Below are 21896 nucleotides of genomic sequence, written 5' to 3'. Positions count from 1 at the left end.
AGATGACCACCACCGCCACACCCCTGCTCGAAGTCACCGGCGTCACCATGCGCTTCGGCGGCCTCACCGCCGTCAACGACGTCAGCCTCACCGTCGGCGAAGGCGAGATCATCGGTCTCATCGGCCCCAACGGCGCCGGCAAGACCACCTTCTTCAACTGCCTCACCGGCCTCTACGTCCCCACCGAGGGCGCCGTCCGCTACCGCGGCACCCTCCTGCCGCCCAAGCCCCACCTCGTCACCCAGGCCGGCGTCGCCCGCACCTTCCAGAACATCCGGCTCTTCGCCAACATGACCGTCCTGGAGAACGTCCTCGTCGGCCGCCACACCCGCACCAAGGAAGGCATCTTCTCCGCCATCCTCCGCGGCCCCGGCTACCACCGCGCCGAAGCCGAGAGCCGAGAGAAGGCCATGGAACTCCTCGCCTTCACCGGCCTCGCCGACAAGGCCGACCACCTCGCCCGCAACCTCCCCTACGGCGAACAGCGCAAGCTGGAGATCGCCCGCGCCCTCGCCTCCGACCCCGGCCTCCTCCTGCTCGACGAACCCACCGCCGGCATGAACCCCCAGGAGACCCGCGCCGCCGAGGAACTCGTCTTCGCCATCCGCGACCAGGGCGTCTCGATCCTCGTCATCGAGCACGACATGCGCTTCATCTTCAACCTCTGCGACCGCACCGCCGTCCTCGTCCAGGGCCAGAAGATCGTCGAAGGCGACCGCGGTACCGTCCAGAACGACGAACGCGTCATCACCGCCTACCTCGGCGCCCCGCTCGAAGGCACCACCCCCGCAGTCGCGGAGACCGTTACGGAGACCGACCAGTGACCGCACTCCTCGAGGTCGAGGACCTCCGCGTCGCCTACGGCAAGATCGAAGCCGTCAAGGGCATCAGCTTCACCGTCAACCAGGGCGAGGTCACCACCCTCATCGGCACCAACGGCGCCGGCAAGACCACCACCCTGCGCACCCTCTCCGGACTCCTCAAACCCACCGCCGGACGCATCGCCTTCGACGGCCAGGACCTCAGCACCGTCCCCGCCCACAAGATCGTCGCCCTCGGCCTCGCCCACTCCCCCGAAGGCCGGCACATCTTCCCCCGCATGACCATCGAGGAGAACCTCCTCCTCGGCGCCTTCCTGCGCACCGACACCGCCGGCATCACCGCCGACGTCGACCGCGCCTACGACCTCTTCCCCATCCTCGGCGAACGCCGCCGCCAGGCCGCCGGCACCCTCTCCGGCGGCGAACAGCAGATGCTCGCCATGGGGCGGGCCCTGATGTCCCAGCCCAAACTGCTCATGCTCGACGAGCCGTCCATGGGCCTGTCACCGCTGATGATGCAGAAGATCATGGCGACCATCATCGAACTCAAGGCCTCCGGCACGACCATCCTGCTCGTCGAACAGAACGCCCAGGCCGCCCTCTCCCTCTCCGACCGCGGCTACGTCATGGAGACCGGCCGCATCGTCCTCTCCGGCACGGGCGCCGACCTCCTGCACGACGAATCCGTCCGCAAGGCCTACCTCGGCGAGGACTGACGCCTCCACGCATCCACGCCTCCACGCACGAAGGGCCCGGCAGATGAGATCTGCCGGGCCCTCCTCGCATCCGTCTACTCGGACGCGTCCTCGTCCGCCTTCTTGCGGTCCTGGGCCGCGCCCTCCTCGATGACCGCCTCGGCCACCGCGGCCATCGTCATCCGACGGTCCATCGACGTCTTCTGGATCCACCGGAACGCCGCCGGCTCGTTCAGCCCGAACTTCGTCTGCAGCACGCCCTTCGCCCGGTCGACCAGCTTCCGGGTCTCCAGCCGCTGGGTGAGATCCGCGATCTCCTCCTCCAGCGTGCGCATCTCGGTGTACCGCGACACCGCCATCTCGATCGCCGGCACCAGATCCGCCTTGCTGAACGGCTTCACGATGTACGCCATCGCCCCGGCGTCCCGCGCCCGGTCCACCAGCTCCCGCTGCGAGAACGCCGTCAGCATCAGAACCGGCGCCAGGTGCTTCTCGTGGATCTGCTCGGCGGCGGAGAGCCCGTCCAGCACCGGCATCTTCACATCGAAGATCGCGAGGTCCGGCCGAAGCTCCTCCACCAGCTTCACCGCCGTAGCCCCGTCCCCGGCCTCACCGACGACGGTGTACCCCTCCTCTTCGAGCATCTCCTTGAGGTCAAGGCGGATCAGCGCCTCATCCTCGGCGATCACAATCCGAGTGATCTGGGGCGAATCGGTCTCAAGCGGCTGTGCCTGCTCGTCGGCGGTGCTCACGGGGCTCCTAGTTCCGGCGGGGTACTGCATGCACGAGGGTACCTAGACACGGTATGTTTGGTTTCGCAGGGTCGGGGTCAGCCTTCGAAACTGTGGATGCCCCGGTAGCCCAGCGGAAGAGGCGATGGTCTCAAACACCATACAGCGTGGGTTCGAATCCCACCCGGGGCACTTTTCCTTCGATTTCAAAGCCACCTAGGGCAGCAACCTAACGCTTGGCGATCTTCACTAGTTCGAGTGAAAACAATCCCGTTCGCCCGCACAAGTGATTCACGGGCTGCAGGATCGCCCGCATGGTCGTTCGATCCATTCGCGAAGAAGCCGTCCTGCTGCTGCGTCAGGGCGTTCGCAACACCGAGGTCGCTCGCCGACTGGATGTCCCGCGGGGCACGATCGGTTGGTGGAAGCAGCAGGACCGCATCAAGCACGGCCAAGAACTCCCCGGTCGGCACCGATCCACCTGCACCCACTGCTACGGCGACGACCTGAACCGCCCGGCGTACGCCCACCTCCTCGGCCTCTACCTCGGCGACGGCCATATCCTCCTGCCAAATGAATACCGGCGCACGATGACCCTCCAGATCACCTGCGACGACAAGTGGCCCGGGGTCATGGACTCCGTCGAACAGACCATGCACCTGGTCTTTCCGAGGAACAGTGCCTGCCGAGTCCGACGGACCGGCTGTCATGACATCAAGCTCTACTCGAACCATCTGATCTGCCACTTCCCCCAGCACGGGCCCGGCAGGAAACACGAGCGCACCATAGCCCTGGAGTCCTGGCAGCAGGAGATCGTCGACGCCCACCCCTGGGAATTCCTGCGCGGCCTGATCCACTCCGACGGCTGCCGCATCACCAACTGGACGACCAAGACCGTCAAGGGTGTCACTCGCCGCTACGAGTACCCGCGCTACTTCTTCACCAACACGTCCACCGACATCATCGGCCTCTTCACCGCCACCCTCGACGCCGTCGGCGTCCAATGGAAGGCCTCGATCCCCCGCCCCACCGGCCAGGTCAACATCTCCGTCGCCCGCAAGGACTCCGTCGCCCGCATGGACGCCCACATCGGCCCCAAGTACTGACAGCGGCATGTACGACACGGCCACCCGGCAGCGGGCGCTCGACCTCCACGCGACCGGGCTGACCTTCAGCCAGGTCAGCCGCGCGACCGGAATATCCCGGTTCGCGATCCGCGCGTGGGCCTCCGGCGCCGTGCCCAGCCCTCGCATGACCGCCGAGTGCCCGGTCCGCAGCGGCCGGCTCGACCCCTCACGCCCGCGCGCCGACTACGCCTACCTCCTCGGCCTCTACCTCGGCGACGGCTGTGTCAGCGAGGGCCGCCGCAAGGTCTACGCCCTCCGCATCGCGTGCTGCGACGCCTGGCCCGGCCTCATCGACGAATGCCAGCGAGCCGTCTCCGCCGTCATGCCGCTCAACGGGGTTCAGCGCGTCCGCGCACCGGGCTGCACCAGTGTCGTGAGCACCAGCAAGCACTGGCCCTGCCTCTTCCCTCAGCACGGCCCCGGCCCGAAGCACCGACGGTCGATCTCCCTCGCACCCTGGCAGCAGGAGATCGTCGACGCCCATCCGTGGGAGTTCCTGCGCGGCCTGATCCACTCCGACGGCTGCCGCATCACCAACTGGACGACGCGAACGGTCGGCGGCGTCAAGAAGCGCTACGAGTACCCGCGTTACTTCTTCACCAACACCTCGACCGACATCATCGGCCTGTTCACCGCCACCCTCGACGCCGTCGGCGTCCAGTGGAAGGCCGCGGCCCGGCCGACCGGTGCCACCAACATCTCCGTCGCCCGCAAGGACTCCGTCGCCCTCATGGACGCCCACATCGGCCCCAAGTACTGACAGTGGCGGCGCGGCCCCTCCGGAAGGGCCGCGCCGCTCCGGTCAGTTGTCCAGGGTCCCGACGTGGTGGACGCGGACGAGGTTGGTGGAGCCGGCGAGGCCGGGCGGGGAGCCGGCGGTGATGACGACGATGTCGCCCTTCTGGCAGCGGCCGAGCGACAGGAGGGCCGCGTCGACCTGTTCGACCATCTGGTCGGTGGTGGGGGCGAAGGGGCCGAGGAAGGTCTCGACGCCCCAGGTGAGGGCGAGTTGGCTGCGGACGGCGGGTTCGTAGGTGAAGGCGAGGACGGGGATGGGTGAGCGGTAGCGGGTCAGTCGGCGCGCGGTGTCGCCGGACTGGGTGAAGGCGATGAGGTATTTGGCGTCCAGGAAGTCGCCGATCTCGGCGGCCGCGCGGGCGACGGCGCCGCCCTGGGTGCGCGGCTTGTTGCCGGTGGTCAGGGGCGGCAGTCCGGCGGCGAGGATGTCGGTTTCGGCGGCCTCGATGATGCGGCTCATGGTCTTGACGGTCTCGACGGGGTACTTGCCGACGGAGGTCTCGCCGGAGAGCATCACGGCGTCGGTCCCGTCGAGGACGGCGTTGGCGACGTCGGAGGCCTCGGCCCGGGTGGGCCGGGAGGCGTTGATCATCGAGTCGAGCATCTGGGTGGCGACGATGACCGGCTTGGCGTTGCGCTTGGCGAGCTTGACGGCGCGCTTCTGGACGAGCGGGACCTGTTCGAGGGGCATCTCCACGCCCAGGTCGCCGCGGGCCACCATGATGCCGTCGAAGGCGTCGACGATGGATTCCAGGTTGTCGACCGCCTGCGGCTTCTCGATCTTGGCGATGACGGGGACGAGGCGCCCCTCCTCGGCCATGATCCGGTGGACGTCCTCGATGTCGCGGCCGCTGCGGACGAAGGAGAGCGCGATCAGGTCGGCGCCGGTGCGCAGGCCCCACCGCAGGTCGGCGACGTCCTTGTCGCTGAGTGCGGGGACGGAGACGGCGACGCCGGGGAGGTTGAGGCCCTTGTGGTCGGAGACGAGGCCGCCTTCGATGACGAGGCAGCGCACGCGCGGCCCGTCGACCTCGACGACCTCCAGGGTGACCCGGCCGTCGTCGACGAGGATGCGTTCGCCGCGGGTGACGTCCGCGGCGAGGCCGGGGTAGGTGGTGCCGCAGATGTCCTTGTCTCCGACGACGCCGTTGTCGGTGGAGATGGTGAACTCGTCGCCGCGTTCGAGAAGTACGGGGCCGTGGGCGAAGGTGTCGAGCCGGATCTTCGGGCCTTGAAGGTCGACGAGGATGCCGACGCTGCGGCCGCTCTCGTCGGCGGCCTTGCGGACGCGGCGGTAGCGTTCCTCGTGCTCGTCGTGGGATCCGTGGCTGAGGTTGAAGCGGGCGATGTCCATTCCGGCGTCGACCAGGGATTTGATCTGGTCGTACGAGTCGGTGGCCGGCCCGAGGGTGCAGACGATTTTTGCTCGGCGCATACTGCTGAGGGTAGGCATTACCGGCGCGTAACCACGACGCGGGTCCGGACGGCGGGATGACCTTTGCCGTAAGGCGAGTTGAACAATCTGACACATCCTCGGACCGGTGTGCGAGCACCTGCCCGGGTGCCGTCGCCGTCCGGCCTTCCGATGCGAACCCGTGAAGGGGTGTTCACCCTTGGTTCACCGCCGGTTCGGCCGCCGCTCCCCGCCCGGCGGGACGCTCGTCACCCCCGGGTGACCACCCGGACGACGTAGCGGACGAGGGGGAGGCGTTCGGCATGAGACGCACTCTGGGGGTGTTGGCGGCGTTGGCCCTGCTGGGCGGGGTGACGTACGCACTGATCCCGCAGGACGACCCGGGCGGCGACATCGTCACCGTCTCCGGCCTGATCGGTTCGGAGAAGCGCGACTTCTTCCAGGATCCGCAGGTCGTCGCCGAGTTGGCCAAGCAGGGCATGAAGGTGAACGCGGAGAGCATCGGCTCCTGGCTGATGGACGGCGACGCGAAGGACTTCGCGTTCCCGGCCAGTCAGCCGCCGGCCGACAAGCTGCGCGTGGACTGGAACATCAAGGAGGTCCCGGTCCAGCCGTTCTACTCGCCGCTGGTGATCCTCGCGCACCGCCCGGTGGCGGATGTCCTGATGGGCAACGGCCTGGCCACCCTGGACCATTCCACCGGGCTGTGGACGTTCCGGATGGACGCCTACCTGGCCGCGCTGAAGGCCGGCCGCACCTGGCCGGACCTCGCGGGCGCGACCGAGCACGCGGAGTTGAAGGGCCCGGTGTTCCTCACCACCACCGACCCGGAGACGTCCTCCTCGGGGGCGCTGCACATCGCCCTGCTGTCGTACCTGTTGAACAACCGCCAGGTGGTCTACGACCAGGCCGGGATCGACGCCACCAAGGACGTGCTGCGCACGGCGACGGCGATCCAGGGCGGCCAGAAGAGCAGCAGCGACGAGCCGTTCAAGGCCTTCCTGGCCGGGGTCGGCAATCCGCTGGTGCTCGCGTACGAGTCGCAGGCCGCCGCGATGGTGCTGAAGGGCGAGTCGACCGGCGACATGGTGGTGCTGTACCCGGACACCACCATCTACACCGACCACACCATCGTCGGCCGCACGCCGAACGGCCGGCGGCTGGCCGCCCAGCTGCACGACAACGCCGAACTGCGCCGCCTGGAGGCGAAGTTCGGCTTCCGTCCGCAGGACGACCCGGATGCCTTCGCCGCGCTGGTGAAGGGCAAGACCCCGGTCCTGGCGCCCAATCTCGCGGCGGCGAAGGTCAACCAGCCGCAGATTCCCGTGCCCGACATCCTGACCAGGCTGATCAAGGCCGCCAAGGGGAAGGCTCAGTGAACTCCCGGATGAAGAAGCACAGTTGGACGGTCGCCGCGCTGGCGACCCTGCTGGCGGCCGCCGCCTGCACCTCCACCCCGCCGGGCCCGAAGCCGTCCGACCCGCCGGCCACGACGGCGCAGCCGGGGGTGCTGCGGGTGCTGGCCGGCAGCGAGCTGCAGGACCTGGCGCCGATCCTGGAGGACGCCAGGAAGGCGACCGGGGTGACGGTGCAGTTCTCCTGGACGGGCTCGCTGGACGGCGCGGACGCGGTGTCCTCGGGCCGGGCGGACGGCAAGTACGACGCGGTGTGGTTCCCGTCCAACCAGTACCTGCGGCTGGACGACGCGGGGAAGTCGAAGGTGCTGTCGGAAACGCCGGTGATGGTGTCGCCGGTGGCGGTGGGGGTGCGCTCCTCGGTCCTCAACGAGCTCGGCTGGGGGGACGGTTCGAAGGTCTCCTGGGCGCAGATCGGGGATGCGGCGTCGGCCGGGAAGCTGGCGTACGGGATGGCGGACCCGTCCCGGTCGAACTCGGGCTTCTCGACGCTGGTGGCGGTGGCGTCGGCGTTCTCGGGTGCGGGGGCGGCGCTGACCGAGGGGGACGTGCAGAAGGCGGCGCCGCAGTTGAAGCAGTTCTTCACCGGCCAGAAGCTGACGTCGGGTTCCTCGGGCTGGCTGGCGCAGGCGTACACCCGGGCGGAGCCGGGCAAGGTCGGGGCGCTGGTGAACTACGAGTCGGTGCTGCTGTCGATGAACAAGTCGCTGGCGGCGGACCAGCAGTTGACGGTGATCCGCCCGGTGGACGGGGTGGTGTCGGCGGACTATCCGCTGTCGTTGCTGTCCTCGTCCGCGCAGCGGGAGCGGGACTCCTTCCAGCGGTTGACGGCGTACCTGTTGAAGGAGGACGTGCAGAAACGGATCTCCGAGGTGACGTTGCGCCGCCCGGTGGCGCCGGGGGTGTCGCCGGCGGCCGGGCTGCCGGCGGACCGGCGGCGGGAGCTGCCGTTCCCGGGGAGCCGGGCGGTGGCGGACGGGCTGCTGGCCTCGTACCAGAACGAGCTGCGGCGGCCGTCGCGGACGGTGTACGTGCTGGACACCTCGGGGTCGATGGAGGGTTCGCGGATCTCGGCGCTGAAGTCGGCGCTGGGCCGGTTGACGGGGGCGGACGACACCCGGGCGGTGCGCCGGTTCCGGGACCGCGAGGAGGTGACGCTGATCTCCTTCGCGTCGAAGGTGAAGTGGGCGAGGACGCACGCGGTGCCGGCCTCGGGGAGCAAGCCGGGCCCGGAGGCGGAGCTGGCGTCGATCAACGCGGACGTGCAGTCGCTGGCGGCGTCGGGGGGTACGGCGCTGTACGACTCGCTGGAGGAGGCGTACCGGGTGATCGACCGGCAGCAGTCGGCGGCGGGGGACGACCGGTTCACGTCGATCGTGCTGATGACCGACGGGGAGAGCAACGAGGGGGCTTCGGACGGGGACTTCAAGCGGTTCCACGACGGGCTGCCGTCCGGGCAGAAGTCGATCCCGGTGTTCCCGATCAAGTTCGGGGAGGCGGCGGTGGGCCAGTTGCAGGGGATCGCGGACGTGAGCGGCGGCAAGCTGTTCGACGGGTCGGGTTCGCTGGACGGGGTGTTCGAGGAGATTCGTGGCTACCAGTGACGGGGCCGGCCGGCGGGTGCTGCGGTACCTGGAGTCGGCCCGGAACCTGGTCGGCTGCGGGGGCGGCGCGGTGGGGCTGGGGCTGCACTTCGCCGGGCTGGGCGGGGCGTGGTGGCCGGCGGTGGTGGCGGGGCTGTACGGGGCGGGCGCGCTGCTGACGCCGGGCCCGCGGACGGAGCCGCCCGTCGTCCTGCCCGTGGAGCCGCCCGTCGATCCGCTGGCGCCTCCGCTGCCGTCGACGCCCAGGCCGGAACCGACGCCCAGGTCGGAACCGGAGCCCGCACCGGAACCCGCACCGCGGCCCGATCCCGAGCTCGCGGCGCTGTCCGACTACCTGGCCACGGTGCCGCTGCCGGATTCGGCGGGGGTGGCGGGCCTGCTGGCGGCGCTGCGCTCGGCGGGGCCGGGGCCGGTGCCGGCGGAGATCGTGCGGCACCGGCTGCCGGTGGCGGTGGCCGGCTACCTGCGGGCGCTGACCTGGCGGCCGTGGGCGGGGCCGGACGCGCCGGACCCGGAGGCGGAGCTGGGCCGCGAGGTGCGCCGACTGGTCGCGGAGCTGAACTGAGGGTCCTGCCTGAAAAAGCCCAGGCAGGACCAGGCAGGAACCCCTTACCACCCCACCCTCCGCGCACCCCCGTCACGAACGAGTCGCCAAGATCTCACCTGCTGGAAACGTCGGAGGGCTATTCACCGGCCGGGCCCGCACGGCACACTTCTACGCGCGTCCTTCTACGCGCGTCGATGCGCGTCGGCACGCCACCCGAACACCAGTTGACGGTCCATCGGCCCGTCAGTCCCCACCCGGGAGAGTCGTCCATGCCCCTGAACCGCCGTGACTTCGTCACCCGGTCCGCCGCCACCGCCGCCGGCGCCGCCCTGACCGGCGGAGCAGTCGTCGCCGCCGCCCCCGCCGCCGTGGCCGCCGAGCCGGCTCCGGCGGCCGCCAAGGGCAAGCGCAAGGGCCGCAAGCAGGCCTTCACCGTCATGGGCACCACCGACCTGCACGGCCGGGTGCTCAACTGGGACTACTTCACCGACGCCGTGTACGCCGACAAGGCGCACAACGACGTCGGCCTCGCCAAGATCTCCACCCTGGCCAACCAGGTCCGCGAGGAGAAGGGCTGGGACCGCTGCCTGCTGATCGACTCCGGCGACATCATCCAGGGCACCCAGCTGACCTACTACTACGCCCGGATCGAGCCGATCGCCACCGACGGCGACAACGTGCCCGACCACCCCATGGCCGTCGCCATGAACCTCATGGGCTACGACGCCGCCGCGCTCGGCAACCACGAGTTCAACTACGGCATCCCCACCCTGAAAGCCTTCGAGGACCAGCTGGAGTTCCCGCTGCTGGGCGCCAACGCGCTGCACGCGAAGAACGAGAAGCCGGCCTTCAAGCCGTACGTGATCAAGGAGGTGTGGCTGGACGAGGACACCCCGCTGAAGGTCGGCATCCTCGGCCTCACCAACCCGGGCATCGCGATCTGGGACAAGGCCAACGTCACCGGCAAGATGGTCTTCCCGGGCATCGTCGAGACGGCCGCCAAGTACGTGCCCCGGATGAAGGCCGCGGGCGCGGACGTCATCGTCGTCTCCGCCCACTCCGGCATCGACGAGCCGACCACCTACGGCGACCAGCTGCCCTGGCCCGAGGACGCCTCCGGTGAGATGGCCGAGACCGTTCCGGGCATCGACGCGGTGCTGGTGGGCCACACCCACAAGGAGGTGGCGCAGCGGCTGATCGTCAACAAGAAGACCGGTAAGACCGTGGTGCTCTCCGAGCCGCTGTGCTGGGGCCAGCGCCTGAGCTGCTTCGACTTCGACGTCGAGTTCGCCGACGGCGCGTGGAAGGTCCTCTCGGTGTCCTCGCGGGTGCTGAACTCCAACACCGTGCCGGAGAACCCGGAGATCGTGGACGCGCTGACCGAGCAGCACAAGAAGGTCGTGGCGTACGTCAACCAGCAGATCGGCACCTGCAAGACGGACCTGTCGATCGCCGAGGCGCGGTTCCGGGCGACCCCGATCATCGACCTGATCGGCCGGGTTCAGGCGGACGCGGTGAAGGCGGCGCTGGCGGGCGGGCAGTACGCCAACCTGCCGGTGCTGGCGCAGGCGGCGCCGTTCAACCGGACGGCGCTGATCCCGGCGGGCCAGGTGAAGCTGCGCGACGCGGCGGGTCTGTACATCTACGAGAACACCCTGGAGGCGCGCGTCCTGACGGGTGCGCAGCTGAAGGACTACCTGGAGTTCTCGGCCAAGTACTACAACCAGCTGGCCCCGGGCGCGCCGGTCGACAAGGACGCGCTGACCGGTGCGGAGACCACGCCGGACTACAACTACGACTCGCTGTACGGGCTGAGCTACGACATCGACATCGCGCAGCCGAAGGGCCGGCGGATCGTCAACCTGTCGTTCCAGGGCAAGCCGATCGACCCGGCCGCGCAGTTCGTCCTGGCGGTCAACAACTACCGCGCCAACGGCGGCGGCAACTTCCCGCACGTGGCGCAGGCCAAGCTGGTCTGGTCGAACTCGGACGAGATCCGCAACACGATGATCGCCTGGGTGAAGGCCAAGGGCGTCATCGACCCGGCCGACTTCTTCACCGACTCCTGGCGCCTGGTGCGCGCCGGCCAGCCGGTGTTCTAGCCCGCCCGGCCCTCTTCCGCTGAACCGAGGAGCCCCGTGCCGCAACCGCGGCCGGGGCTCCTTCGTCGTGTCCGGGCCTTCGTCATCTCCGGGCCCGTCACGCCGTTTCCGGGCCCGTCACGCCGTGGCCACATCGGGTCTACTCGGTCGCTCCGTGACGGCGTCTACGACAGCGTCCGCAGCGAGGCCCTGCTCGCCGGCATCCAGGACTACGAGCTGCTGCACCAGCTCTCCGCCACCAAGCCGGTGCTGGCCCGCGCGCTCATCGGCTCGCTGATCAGCGGCACCACCAACTTCTCCACCTCCGGCGCGCCGGCCGGCGTGAGCTGACCCAGGGCCGCTCTCGGGCCCCCGGCGGCATCCATCCGCCGGGGGTCTCGCGCTGTCCGAAGCGGCACCGTCAAGGGCGGCACCGCCGAACGCAGCACCGTCAAAAGCAGCACCACCGAAAGCAGCACCGCCAGAACAGTCACGCTCAGAACGGGAAGGCCGTGCGCCCGTACTGGACGGAGATCCACTTCACGGTGGTGAACGCGTCCACCGTGGACTCCCCGTTGAGCCGCCCGATGCCGGAGTTCTTCTCCCCGCCGAACGGCACCGCCGGTTCGTCGGCGATGGTCCCGCCGTTGACGTGGATCATGCCGGTCTCGATCCGGTGCGCGACCCGGACGCCGCGCTCGACGTCGCCGGTGTGCACCGCGCCGCTGAGCCCGAAGGGGCTGTCGTTGGCGAGCCGGACGGCCTCGTCCTCGCCGTCGAAGGGCACCACGAGCACGACCGGGCCGAAGAGTTCGCGCTGGAGGATCGGCGCGTCCTCGGCCAGGCCGGTGAGGACGACGGGCTCCATCAGGCTGCCGACGGTGGTGCCGCGCAGCAGTGCGGTGGCGCCGGCGGCGATGGCCTGGTCGACCTGGGCGGTGATGGTGTCGGCCTGGACGGGGTTGATCAGCGGGCCGATCTGGGTGGCCGGGTCCTTGGGGTCACCGACGGTGAGCGAGGAGATCTTCGCGACGAACTTGGCGGTGAACTCGGCTTCGACGGAGCGGTCGACGAGGACGCGGTTGGCGGCCATGCAGACCTGGCCCTGGTGGGCGAAGCGGCTGAACACGGCGGCGTCCACGGCGTAGTCGAGGTCGGCGTCGTCGAGCACGATCAGCGCGCTGTTGCCGCCGAGTTCGAGCACGGTCCGCTTGAAGTTGGCGGCGGCGACGGTGGCGACGTGCCGGCCGATCCGGTCGGAGCCGGTGAAGGCGATGACCTTGGGCACGGGGTGCTCGATGAAGGCGTCGCCGATCTCGGCGATGTCGGTGACCACGACGTTGAACAGCCCGGCCGGCAGGCCGGCCTCCTCGAAGAGCCGGGCGATCAGGGTGCCGCCGACGATCGGGGTCTCCTGGTGCGGCTTGAGCACCACGCCGTTGCCGAGTGCGAGGGCGGGGGCGACGGCCTTGATCGAGAGGTACAGCGGGAAGTTGAACGGGCTGATCACGCCGACGACGCCGACCGGCAGCCGGTAGAGGCGGTTCTCCTGGCCCTGCGTGATCGAGGGCAGCAGCCGGCCCTCCAGGCCGAGGGCCACCCGCAGGCAGTCCCGCAGCATGTCCTTGACCAGGGAGAGTTCGAAGGCGGCCTTGAGCGCGGTGCCGCCGAGCTCGGCCATGATGGCGCGGGTGATCTCCTCCTCGCGCTCCTCGATCAGGCGCAGCACGCGTTCGAAGACGAGCCGGCGGGCGTAGGGGGTGGTGGCGGCCCACTGCTTCTGGGTCCGTTCGGCGGCCCGGTAGGCCCGGTCGACCTCGGCGATGGTGGCGACGGTGATGGTGGCGAGCTTGTCGCCGGTGTAGGGGTCGACGTCGACGATGTCCCAGGAGCCGCTGCCGCTGCACCATTCGCCGTCGATGTACTGCAGCGCCAACTCGGAGAAGTACGACATCTGATCCCTCTCGTGCCGGTTCGGGGAACGTCGGCGGGCGAGCCGCTACGGCCCGGTCTGATTGGGCATCATCGTACTGACGTCTTACAGCTCTTGGCGTACGGAGTACAGGAGCTGCCGGGTCTGTTCGGGGTCGAGGCTGTCGGCGAGCAGTCCTTCCATGGCGTGGCGGTACTCGGCGACCTCGGCCGGCTTGTCGAGGTAGAGCGCGGTGGTGAACTGTTCGACGTAGACGACGTCGGCGAGTTCGGGTTCGGCGAAGCCGAGCACGGTGAAGGCGCCGCTCTCGGCGCTCAGTCCGGCGCAGCCCAGCGGCAGCACCCGGAGCCGGACGTTGGGCAGTTCGCCGAGTTCGAGCAGCCGGTCGATCTGGTTGCGCATCAGCTCGGGGCCGCCCCAGGGGCGGCGCAGCGCGGCCTCGTCGAGGATCGCGAGCAGGCGGGGGCCGCTCTCGGCGGTGAGCAGGGCCTGGCGTTTGAGCCGGACCTCGACGCGGCGTTCGATCTCGCCGGGGTCGGTGACGTGGCCGCCGGCGGCGATGACGGCGCGGGCGTAGTCGGCGGTCTGGAGCAGCCCGTGGACGAACTGGACCTCGTAGCTGCGGATCTCGGCGACGGCCTCTTCCAGGCCGACGTAGTTCTGGAACCAGGCGGGCAGCACGTCGCCGTACTCGTGCCACCAGGAGGTGGCGTTGGCGTCCCGGACGAGTCCGAGGACGGTGGCGCGCTCCTGCTCGGCCTCGACGCCGTAGAGGGTGAGCAGGTCGGCGACGTCGCGTTCCTTGAAGCCGACCCGGCCGAGTTCCATCCGGCTGATCTTGGATTCGGAGGCGCGGATCGAGTAGCCGGCCTCCTCGCGGCTGACGCCCCTGGCCTCGCGGAGCTTGCGCAGCTGGGTGCCGAGCAGCAGGCGCCGTACCGTGGCGCCTCCGCTTGTCTGAGTCGTGCTCATCGCGTCAACCTCCGCACTCGCGCAGCAGCCCCCCGGCCGTCGGCGGCAGTCTGCCACCTGGCACCGGCGAACAACAGTCCGTCCGGTCAGGCCCTCCCGCGCGGCGTCCGGAACGGGCCTACGGTAGACCCAAGTCCTGGGAAATGTCTGAGAGTTGACACGACCCTTGACGGGCCCGCCAGCTTCAGGGTAGGGCGGGGGAACGCGACGGCGCCCGCCCTCCAACTGGTCGGGGAAGAGGGCAGGCGCCAGGAGACCGCGTTGGCCCGGCGACTCTGGCGGGGGCAGCGGGTTGAGCTCCCGGCGATGCGGCACCGGGGGTTCGGGGGGCCGGTCGGCCCGTCAGACGACCAGCGGGCGGTCGGTGGGACGGATCGGGGCCGGCAGTGGGGTCTTGCCGCCGAGGTACTTGTCCACCGCGGCTGCGGCCGAGCGGCCTTCCGCGATGGCCCAGACGATCAGCGACTGACCGCGGCCGGCGTCTCCGCAGACGTAGACGCCATCGACATTGGTGGCGAACCGGCCGTCGCGGCCAATGTTACCGCGCGCGTCCAGGTCCACGCCGAGCTGCTCGACCAGGCCGTTGCGGACGTCGGTGCCGGTGAAGCCCATGGCCAGGGTGACGAGCTGCGCCGGGACGGCCCGCTCGGTGCCGGGGACGGGCTCGAAGCGGCCGTCCTTGAACTCGACCTCGACGAGGTGCAGCTCCTGGACGTTGCCGTCCTCGTCGCCGGTGAAGCGGGTGGTGTTCACGGAGTAGATCCGCTCGCCGCCCTCCTCGTGCGCGGAGGTGACCTTGTAGGTCATCGGCATGGTCGGCCAGGGCTGGTGGCCGGGGCGCTCCTCGGAGGGCCGCGGCATGATCTCCAGCTGGGTGACGGAGGCCGCGCCCTGGCGGTGGGCGGTGCCGACGCAGTCGGCGCCGGTGTCGCCACCGCCGATGACGACGACGTGCTTGCCCTTGGCGCTGATCGGCGACTCGACGAAGTCGCCCTCCTGCACCTTGTTGGCCAGCGGCAGGTACTCCATGGCCTGGTGGACGCCCTTGAGCTCGCGCCCGGGCACCGCCAGGTCGCGCGCGGTGGTGGCGCCGGCGGCGACGACGACGGCGTCGAAGCGCTCGCGCAGCTGCTGACCGGTGATGTCCTCGCCGACGTGCACGCCGGTGCGGAAGCGGGTGCCCTCCGCGCGCATCTGCTCGACGCGGCGGTTGATGTGGCGCTTCTCCATCTTGAACTCGGGGATGCCGTAGCGCAGCAGGCCGCCGACGCGGTCGGCGCGCTCGTACACGACGACGGTGTGCCCGGCCCGGGTGAGCTGCTGGGCGACGGCCAGGCCGGCCGGGCCGGAGCCGACGACGGCGACGGTCTTGCCGGACAGCCGCTCCGGGACCTGCGGCGTGACGCCGCCGCGGTCCCAGGCCTTGTCGATGATGGTGACCTCGACGTTCTTGATGGTCACCGCGTCCTGGTTGATGCCGAGCACGCAGGCCGACTCGCAGGGCGCCGGGCAGAGGCGGCCGGTGAACTCCGGGAAGTTGTTGGTCGCGTGCAGCCGCTCGATCGCGCCGACGAAGTCGTCCCGGTAGGCGAGGTCGTTCCACTCGGGGATGAGGTTCCCGAGCGGGCAGCCGTTGTGGCAGAACGGGATGCCGCAGTCCATGCAGCGGCCGGCCTGCTCGGTGATGATCGGCAGGAGGCTGCGCTCGACGTAGACCTCGTTCCAGTCCCGCAGGCGCACGTCGACGGGGCGCCGCTCGGCCAGCTGCTTGGGCGTGGTCAGGAAGCCCTTGGGGTCAGCCATTAGCCGCCTCCATCATCTTGCGAGTGGTCTCGGCCTCGGAGAGGCCGTCGCGCTCAGCGGCGTCCTTGGCGGCGAGCACTGCCTTGTAGTCGGTCGGCATGATCGTGGAGAAGCGGGAGACCCCGCTGCCCCAGTCGGCCAGGAGTTCGGCGGCGACGGTGGAGCCGGTCTCCTCGTAGTGCTGCTGCACGGTCTCGCGCAGCCAGTCGCGGTCGGCGGCGGAGGGGGCCTCGATGCCCACCAGGCCGTCGTTGACGTTCGCGGGGCGCAGGTCCAGGACGTAGGCGATGCCGCCGGACATGCCGGCCGCCAGGTTGCGCCCGGTCTCGCCGAGGATGACGACCCGGCCGCCGGTCATGTACTCCAGGCCGTGGTCGCCCACGCCCTCGACGACCAGGGTGGCGCCGGAGTTGCGGACGGCGAAGCGCTCGCCGGCCTTGCCGCGCAGGTGGATCCGGCCGGAGGTGGCGCCGTAGCCGATGGTGTTGCCGGCGATGACGTGGTTCTGCGCGTCGTTGCCGATGGCCGCGGCGTCGCGGGCCGGGCGGACGATCACGACGCCGCCGGAGAGGCCCTTGCCGACGTAGTCGTTGGCGTCGCCCTCCAGCCGCAGGGTCACGCCGCGCGGCACGAAGGCGCCGAAGGACTGCCCGGCGGAGCCGGTGAAGGTGACGTCGATGGTGCCCTCGGGCAGGCCCTCGCCGCGGTAGCGCTTGGTCACCTCGTGGCCGAGCATGGTGCCGACGGTGCGGTTGACGTTGCGGATCGGCAGCTGGATGCGGACGGTCTCGCCGCGCTCCAGGGCGTCCTCGGCGAGCGTGATCAGCTGGTTGTCCAGGGCCTTGTCGAGCGCGTGGTCCTGGGAGGTGGTGCGGTGGCGGGCCGCGCCCTCGGGCAGCTGCGGGACGTGGAAGAGCGGGGCCAGGTCGAGCCCGGCGGCCTTCCAGTGGTCGATGGCGGCGGCCGCGTCGATGTGCTCGGCGTGGCCGACGGCCTCCTCGACCGTGCGGAAGCCCAGCTCGGCGAGGATCTCCCGGACCTCCTCGGCGATGAACTCGAAGAAGTTGACCACGAACTCGGGCTTGCCGGAGAAGCGCTCGCGCAGCACCGGGTTCTGGGTGGCGACGCCGACCGGGCAGGTGTCCAGGTGGCAGACGCGCATCATGATGCAGCCGGAGACGACCAGCGGCGCGGTGGCGAAGCCGAACTCCTCGGCGCCGAGCAGCGCGGCGATGACGACGTCGCGGCCGGTCTTGAGCTGGCCGTCGGTCTGCACGACGATGCGGTCGCGCAGGCCGTTGAGCAGCAGGGTCTGCTGGGTCTCGGCGAGGCCGAGCTCCCAGGGGCCGCCCGCGTGCTTCAGCGAGGTCAGCGGGGAGGCGCCGGTGCCGCCGTCGTGCCCGGAGACCAGCACCACGTCGGCGTGCGCCTTGGAGACGCCCGCGGCGACCGTGCCGACGCCGACCTCGGAGACCAGCTTCACGTGGATGCGGGCGGCCGGGTTGGCGTTCTTGAGGTCGTGGATGAGCTGCGCCAGGTCCTCGATCGAGTAGATGTCGTGGTGCGGCGGCGGCGAGATCAGGCCGACACCCGGGGTGGAGTGCCGGGTCTTGGCGACCCACGGGTAGACCTTGTGGCCGGGCAGCTGGCCGCCCTCGCCGGGCTTGGCGCCCTGGGCCATCTTGATCTGGATGTCGTCGGCGTTGACCAGGTACTCGGAGGTGACGCCGAAGCGGCCGGAGGCGACCTGCTTGATGGCCGAGCGGCGCTGCGGGTCGTACAGGCGGTCCGGGTCCTCGCCGCCCTCGCCGGTGTTGGACTTGCCGCCGAGGCGGTTCATCGCGATGGCGAGGGTCTCGTGCGCCTCCAGGGAGATGGAGCCGTACGACATGGCGCCGGTGGAGAAGCGCTTGACGATCTCGGAGACGGGCTCGACCTCCTCGACCGGGATCGGGGTCCGGCCGAGGGCGTCCAGCTGGAACAGGCCGCGCAGCGTCATCAGGCGGGTGGACTGCTCGTTCACCCGGTCCGTGTACTGCTTGAAGATGTCGTACCGGCGGTTGCGGGTGGAGTGCTGGAGCCGGAAGACGGTGTCCGGGTCGAACAGGTGCGGCTCGCCCTCGCGGCGCCACTGGTACTCGCCGCCGATCTCCAGCGCGCGGTGCGCGGCCGGGATGCCGGAGGCCGGGTAGGCCTTGGCGTGGCGGGCGGCGGTCTCCTTGGCGATCTCCTCCAGGCCGATGCCGCCGAGCTTGGTGGTGGTGCCGGCGAAGTAGCCGTCGACCAGCTCCTGGGAGAGGCCGATGGCCTCGAAGACCTGGGCGCCGCGGTAGGAGGCGACGGTCGAGATGCCCATCTTGGACATGACCTTGAGCACGCCCTTGCCGAGCGCCTTGATCAGGTTCTTGATGGCCTTCTCGGCCTCGACGCCCTGGATGAAGACCTTCTGGGCGACGAGGTCCTCGACGGACTCCATGGCCAGGTACGGGTTGACGGCGCCGGCGCCGTAGCCGATCAGCAGCGCGACGTGGTGCACCTCGCGGACGTCGCCGGCCTCGACCAGCAGCGACACCTGGGTGCGCTGCTTGGTGCGGATGAGGTGGTGGTGGATCGCGGAGGTGAGCAGCAGCGAGGGGATCGGGGCGTGTTCGGCGTCGGAGTGCCGGTCGGAGAGCACGACGATCCGGGCGCCGTCGGCGATCGCGGCGTCGGCCTCGGCGGCGATCTCGGCCAGCCGGGCGGCCAGGCCCTGGCCGCCGGCGGCGACCTTGTAGAGGCCGGAGAGCGTGACGGCCTTGAGGCCGGGCTGGTCGCCGTCGTGGTTGATGTGGACGAGCTTGGCCAGCTCGTCGTTGTCGATCACCGGGAAGGTGATGCCGACCGAGCGGCAGGCGGCGGCCTCGGCGGCCAGCAGGTTGCCCTCGGGGCCGAGGTTGCTGAGCAGCGAGGTGACGAGCTCCTCGCGGATGGCGTCCAGCGGCGGGTTGGTGACCTGCGCGAAGAGCTGGACGAAGTAGTCGAACAGCAGGCGCGGCTTCTCGCTGAGCGCGGCGATCGGCGAGTCGGTGCCCATCGAGCCGAGCGCCTCGCCGCCGGTCTTGGCCATCGGCGCGAGGATGACCCGCAGCTCCTCCTCGGTGTAGCCGAAGGTCTGCTGGCGGCGGGTGACCGAGGCGTGGGTGTGGAAGATGTGCTCGCGCTCGGGCAGCTTGGCGAGCTGGATCTGCCCGGCGCCGACCCACTCCGCGTAGGGGTGCTCGGCGGCGAGGGAGGACTTGATCTCCTCGTCCCCGACGATGCGGCCCTCGGCGGTGTCGACGAGGAACATCCGGCCGGGCTGCAGGCGGCCCTTCTTGACGACCTTCTCCTGGTCGATGTCGAGCACGCCGACCTCGGAGGAGAGGACGACCAGGCCGTCCTCGGTGATCCAGTAGCGGGCCGGGCGCAGGCCGTTGCGGTCGAGCACGGCGCCGATCTGGTTGCCGTCGGTGAAGGTGACGCAGGCCGGGCCGTCCCAGGGCTCCATCAGGTTGGAGTGGTACTGGTAGAAGGCGCGGCGGGCCGGGTCCATGGTGGCGTGGTTCTCCCACGCCTCCGGGATCATCATCAGCACCGAGTGCGGCAGCGAGCGGCCGCCGAGGTGGAGCAGCTCCAGGACCTCGTCGAAGGAGGCGGAGTCGGAGTGGTCCGGGGTGCAGACCGGGAAGATCCGCTCCAGGCCGCGGCCGTTGCGGTTGGCGGGGATGAGGTCGGTGGCGAGCTGGGACTCGCGGGCGCTCATCCAGTTGCGGTTGCCCTTGACCGTGTTGATCTCGCCGTTGTGGGCGACGAACCGGTACGGGTGGGCGAGCGGCCAGCTCGGGAAGGTGTTGGTGGAGAAGCGCGAGTGCACCAGGCCGACGGCGGAGGCGTAGGAGCGGTCCGACAGGTCGGGGAAGAAGGGCTCCAGCTGGCCGGTGGTCAGCATGCCCTTGTAGACGACGGTGCGCGCGGACAGCGACGGGAAGTAGACCCCGACCTCGCGCTCGGAGCGCTTGCGGACGACGAAGGCGGTCCGGTCGAGCTCGATCCCGGCCAGGCCGTCCTTGGCGAGGAAGAGCTGCCGGAAGCGCGGCATGACGCTGCGGGCGGTGGCGCCGAGCAGGTCCGGGGTGACGGGGACGTCGCGCCAGCCGAGGACGGTCACGTCCTCCTCGGCCGCGATGGCCTCGATCCGGGCGACGGCGTCCGCGTCGGCGGCGTCCTCGTCGGGCAGGAAGGCGATGCCGACCGCGTAGGAGCCGGCGGCGGGGAGCTCGAAGTCGACCTTGCCGCGCAGGAAGGCGTCCGGGATCTGGGTGAGGATGCCGGCGCCGTCACCGGAGTCCGGCTCGGCGCCGGTGGCGCCGCGGTGCTCCAGGTTGCGCAGGACGGTCAGCGCCTGTTCGACGATGGTGTGGTCGGCGATGCCGGTCAGCGTGGCGACGAAACCGACGCCGCAGGCGTCGTGCTCGTTTCGCGGGTCGTACAGGCCCTGAGCGGTAGGTCGCGCATCCGGAACGAGCGCGTACGGCTGGCGGGCTGCGCCGGCCTGGGGCTCGTTGGCGGAGTGCATGGATGCAGGCAGCATCGGCTCTCCCGTCGTCGTCTTTCGGCTGTGTGGTGCAAGGAGGGACGACGTTGGCCCTGATGCGATTTCGTGCAAGTTACATGATGCCCAAGATCCCGGGAAGTGGAATATCTCGTCCACATGGCGGACTGATCCGCAGGTCAAGGGGGGAATGAGAGGACGCGCCACAATGCGCGTCCCCTCGATTGTGCCCGGCGGTCGGCCGCCTGAAACAGGGGCGAAACCCGATCGCCACACGGGACGATCAAGGACGCCTGTGAATCGATCCCGACGGCTAACCCACGGATGCGAATCCTCGGCCCCGAGGCCCGGATGGTGAGACTAGGCCAGGCGCCGCCCGGCGGCCGTGTGTGGAACGTCACCCACTGCCCGGCATAGTCATGCACTCCTCCGGGTCGTCACACACACCCCGGCCGCACAGGACCTAGCCGACGTGCCCGCCGATCAGCCACCCCAGCAGGTACGTCACCCCGGCCGCCGCCCCGCCCAGCACCAGCTGCCGCAGCCCGCTGAACCACCAGCTGCGCGCCGTCACCCGGGCCACCACCGCGCCGCACAGGAACAGCCCCACCACCGACAGCAGCAGCGCCGGCAGCAGCGAGGTCGCCCCCAGCAGGTACGGCAGCAGCGGCAGCAGCGCGCCCACCGCGAAGCAGACGAAGGACGACCCGGCGGCCACCCACGGTGACGGCAGGTCGTTCGGGTCGATGCCCAGCTCCTCCCGGGCGTGGATCTCCAGGGCCTGGTCCGGGTTGGCGGACAGCTGCCGGGCCACCTCGTGGGCGAGGTCCGGCTCCACCCCGCGGGAGATGTACAGCTGCGCCAGCTCGGCCAGCTCGCCGTGCGGGTTGCGGCTCAGCTCCAGCCGCTCGGCCTCGATCTCGGCCTGCACCAGCTCGGCCTGCGAAGCCACCGAGGTGTACTCCCCCGCCGCCATCGAGCAGGCGCCGGCCACCAGCCCGGCGAGCCCGGTCAGCACCACCGTGCCGCTGGACGCCGAGCCGCCGACCACGCCGGTCATCAGCGCGAAGTTGGAGACCAGGCCGTCCATCGCCCCGAACACGGCGGGCCGCAGCCAGCCTCCGTTCACGTCCCGGTGGTGCCCGGCAGCGGGTATGCGGGGGTGGTGCCCGGCCTCGGGCTCCAGGGTGGTCGCGCTCACGGCAGTTCCCCTCCGTTCGATTCGTCTGCCCCGACCGTAGACCGTCTGACCTGCGCATTTCCAGCAAAGTAAGGCTGTCCGAACAGCGCTTCGGGGGCGCCGCGGGGCGCCCGCCGGGGGGGGGGGGCCGGGGGGGGGGGCCGGGGGGGGGGGGGGGGGTGGGGGTTTTTTTGGGGGGGAGCGA

At 70.3% G+C, this 21896-nt stretch carries 16 protein-coding genes and 1 tRNA gene; 10 read left to right on the top strand and 7 right to left on the bottom strand.

The window, feature by feature from the left end:
* Nucleotides 1-2: 2 nt before the first annotated feature.
* On the top strand, nt 3-824 hold the full coding sequence (locus tag ACFV6D_RS31670) for an ABC transporter ATP-binding protein (protein ID WP_380562202.1): 822 nt from the start codon (nt 3-5) through the stop codon (nt 822-824).
* Nucleotides 821-1537: an ABC transporter ATP-binding protein gene (locus ACFV6D_RS31665; RefSeq protein ID WP_063347150.1), complete on the top strand. Its 717-nt coding sequence runs from the start codon at nt 821-823 to the stop codon at nt 1535-1537. Before ACFV6D_RS31670 ends, ACFV6D_RS31665 begins: the two co-directional genes overlap by 4 nt.
* Nucleotides 1538-1611: 74 nt before the next feature.
* Here the strand turns inward: ACFV6D_RS31665 and ACFV6D_RS31660 are convergent, their stop codons facing one another.
* Nucleotides 1612-2268: an ANTAR domain-containing response regulator gene (locus ACFV6D_RS31660; protein WP_063347151.1), complete on the bottom strand. Its 657-nt coding sequence runs from the start codon at nt 2266-2268 to the stop codon at nt 1612-1614.
* Nucleotides 2269-2366: 98 nt separating this feature from the next.
* Between ACFV6D_RS31660 and ACFV6D_RS31655 the strand changes: the two genes are divergently transcribed.
* The 3 genes from ACFV6D_RS31655 to ACFV6D_RS31645 all read left to right on the top strand — a co-directional run bounded on the left by ACFV6D_RS31655 (nt 2367) and on the right by ACFV6D_RS31645 (nt 4134).
* Nucleotides 2367-2439, top strand: a tRNA-Leu gene (locus ACFV6D_RS31655).
* Nucleotides 2440-2561: 122 nt separating this feature from the next.
* Complete coding sequence (locus tag ACFV6D_RS31650; RefSeq protein ID WP_380562188.1) at nt 2562-3353, top strand: helix-turn-helix domain-containing protein; 792 nt, start codon at nt 2562-2564, stop codon at nt 3351-3353.
* A 7-nt stretch (nt 3354-3360) separates the two neighbouring features.
* Entirely contained in the window at nt 3361-4134 is a 774-nt protein-coding gene (locus ACFV6D_RS31645) for a transcriptional regulator (protein ID WP_380562186.1), read from the top strand.
* A gap of 42 nt (nt 4135-4176) precedes the next feature.
* On the opposite strand, the gene pyk is transcribed toward ACFV6D_RS31645, so the two are convergent.
* Nucleotides 4177-5607, bottom strand: coding sequence for a pyruvate kinase (gene pyk / locus ACFV6D_RS31640; protein WP_063347153.1), 1431 nt, complete (start codon nt 5605-5607; stop codon nt 4177-4179).
* 281 nt (nt 5608-5888) lie between these two features.
* Here pyk and ACFV6D_RS31635 point away from each other — a divergent pair, with 281 nt between their 5' ends.
* The 5 genes from ACFV6D_RS31635 (at nt 5889) to ACFV6D_RS31615 (ending at nt 11584) form a co-directional block, all read left to right on the top strand.
* Nucleotides 5889-6965 carry a hypothetical protein gene (locus ACFV6D_RS31635; RefSeq protein WP_063347154.1) on the top strand — a complete coding sequence of 359 codons (1077 nt, stop codon included), beginning with the start codon at nt 5889-5891 and terminating at the stop codon, nt 6963-6965.
* 8 nt (nt 6966-6973) lie between these two features.
* On the top strand, nt 6974-8605 hold the full coding sequence (locus tag ACFV6D_RS31630; protein WP_063351039.1) for a VWA domain-containing protein: 1632 nt from the start codon (nt 6974-6976) through the stop codon (nt 8603-8605).
* A complete protein-coding gene (locus tag ACFV6D_RS31625) occupies nt 8592-9170 on the top strand; it encodes a hypothetical protein (RefSeq protein ID WP_159398400.1) in 579 nt (192 codons plus the stop codon). Before ACFV6D_RS31630 ends, ACFV6D_RS31625 begins: the two co-directional genes overlap by 14 nt.
* 251 nt (nt 9171-9421) lie before the next feature.
* Complete coding sequence (locus ACFV6D_RS31620) at nt 9422-11254, top strand: bifunctional metallophosphatase/5'-nucleotidase (RefSeq protein WP_380334117.1); 1833 nt, start codon at nt 9422-9424, stop codon at nt 11252-11254.
* Between the two features lie 36 nt (nt 11255-11290).
* On the top strand, nt 11291-11584 hold the full coding sequence (locus ACFV6D_RS31615) for a hypothetical protein (protein ID WP_380428848.1): 294 nt from the start codon (nt 11291-11293) through the stop codon (nt 11582-11584).
* A 145-nt stretch (nt 11585-11729) separates the two neighbouring features.
* On the opposite strand, the gene ACFV6D_RS31610 is transcribed toward ACFV6D_RS31615, so the two are convergent.
* The 5 genes from ACFV6D_RS31610 to ACFV6D_RS31590 all read right to left on the bottom strand — a co-directional run bounded on the left by ACFV6D_RS31610 (nt 11730) and on the right by ACFV6D_RS31590 (nt 21697).
* Nucleotides 11730-13187 carry an aldehyde dehydrogenase family protein gene (locus ACFV6D_RS31610; RefSeq protein ID WP_380562184.1) on the bottom strand — a complete coding sequence of 486 codons (1458 nt, stop codon included), beginning with the start codon at nt 13185-13187 and terminating at the stop codon, nt 11730-11732.
* A gap of 84 nt (nt 13188-13271) precedes the next feature.
* Nucleotides 13272-14138 carry a helix-turn-helix transcriptional regulator gene (locus ACFV6D_RS31605; protein ID WP_363368552.1) on the bottom strand — a complete coding sequence of 289 codons (867 nt, stop codon included), beginning with the start codon at nt 14136-14138 and terminating at the stop codon, nt 13272-13274.
* A gap of 342 nt (nt 14139-14480) precedes the next feature.
* Nucleotides 14481-15941 carry a glutamate synthase subunit beta gene (locus tag ACFV6D_RS31600; RefSeq protein ID WP_380334110.1) on the bottom strand — a complete coding sequence of 487 codons (1461 nt, stop codon included), beginning with the start codon at nt 15939-15941 and terminating at the stop codon, nt 14481-14483.
* Entirely contained in the window at nt 15934-20535 is a 4602-nt protein-coding gene (gltB, locus tag ACFV6D_RS31595) for a glutamate synthase large subunit (protein WP_380562200.1), read from the bottom strand. The genes ACFV6D_RS31600 and gltB overlap by 8 nt, the downstream gene beginning before the upstream one ends.
* A 439-nt stretch (nt 20536-20974) precedes the next feature.
* Entirely contained in the window at nt 20975-21697 is a 723-nt protein-coding gene (locus tag ACFV6D_RS31590) for a VIT1/CCC1 transporter family protein (RefSeq protein ID WP_380562198.1), read from the bottom strand.
* Nucleotides 21698-21896 lie beyond the last annotated feature (199 nt).

The organism is Kitasatospora sp. NPDC059812 (genome assembly GCF_042732075.1).
GTDB lineage: Bacteria > Actinomycetota > Actinomycetes > Streptomycetales > Streptomycetaceae > Kitasatospora.
The sequence above is the reverse complement of the archived record's forward strand: the minus strand, read 5'-3'. Positions and strand labels throughout refer to the sequence as shown.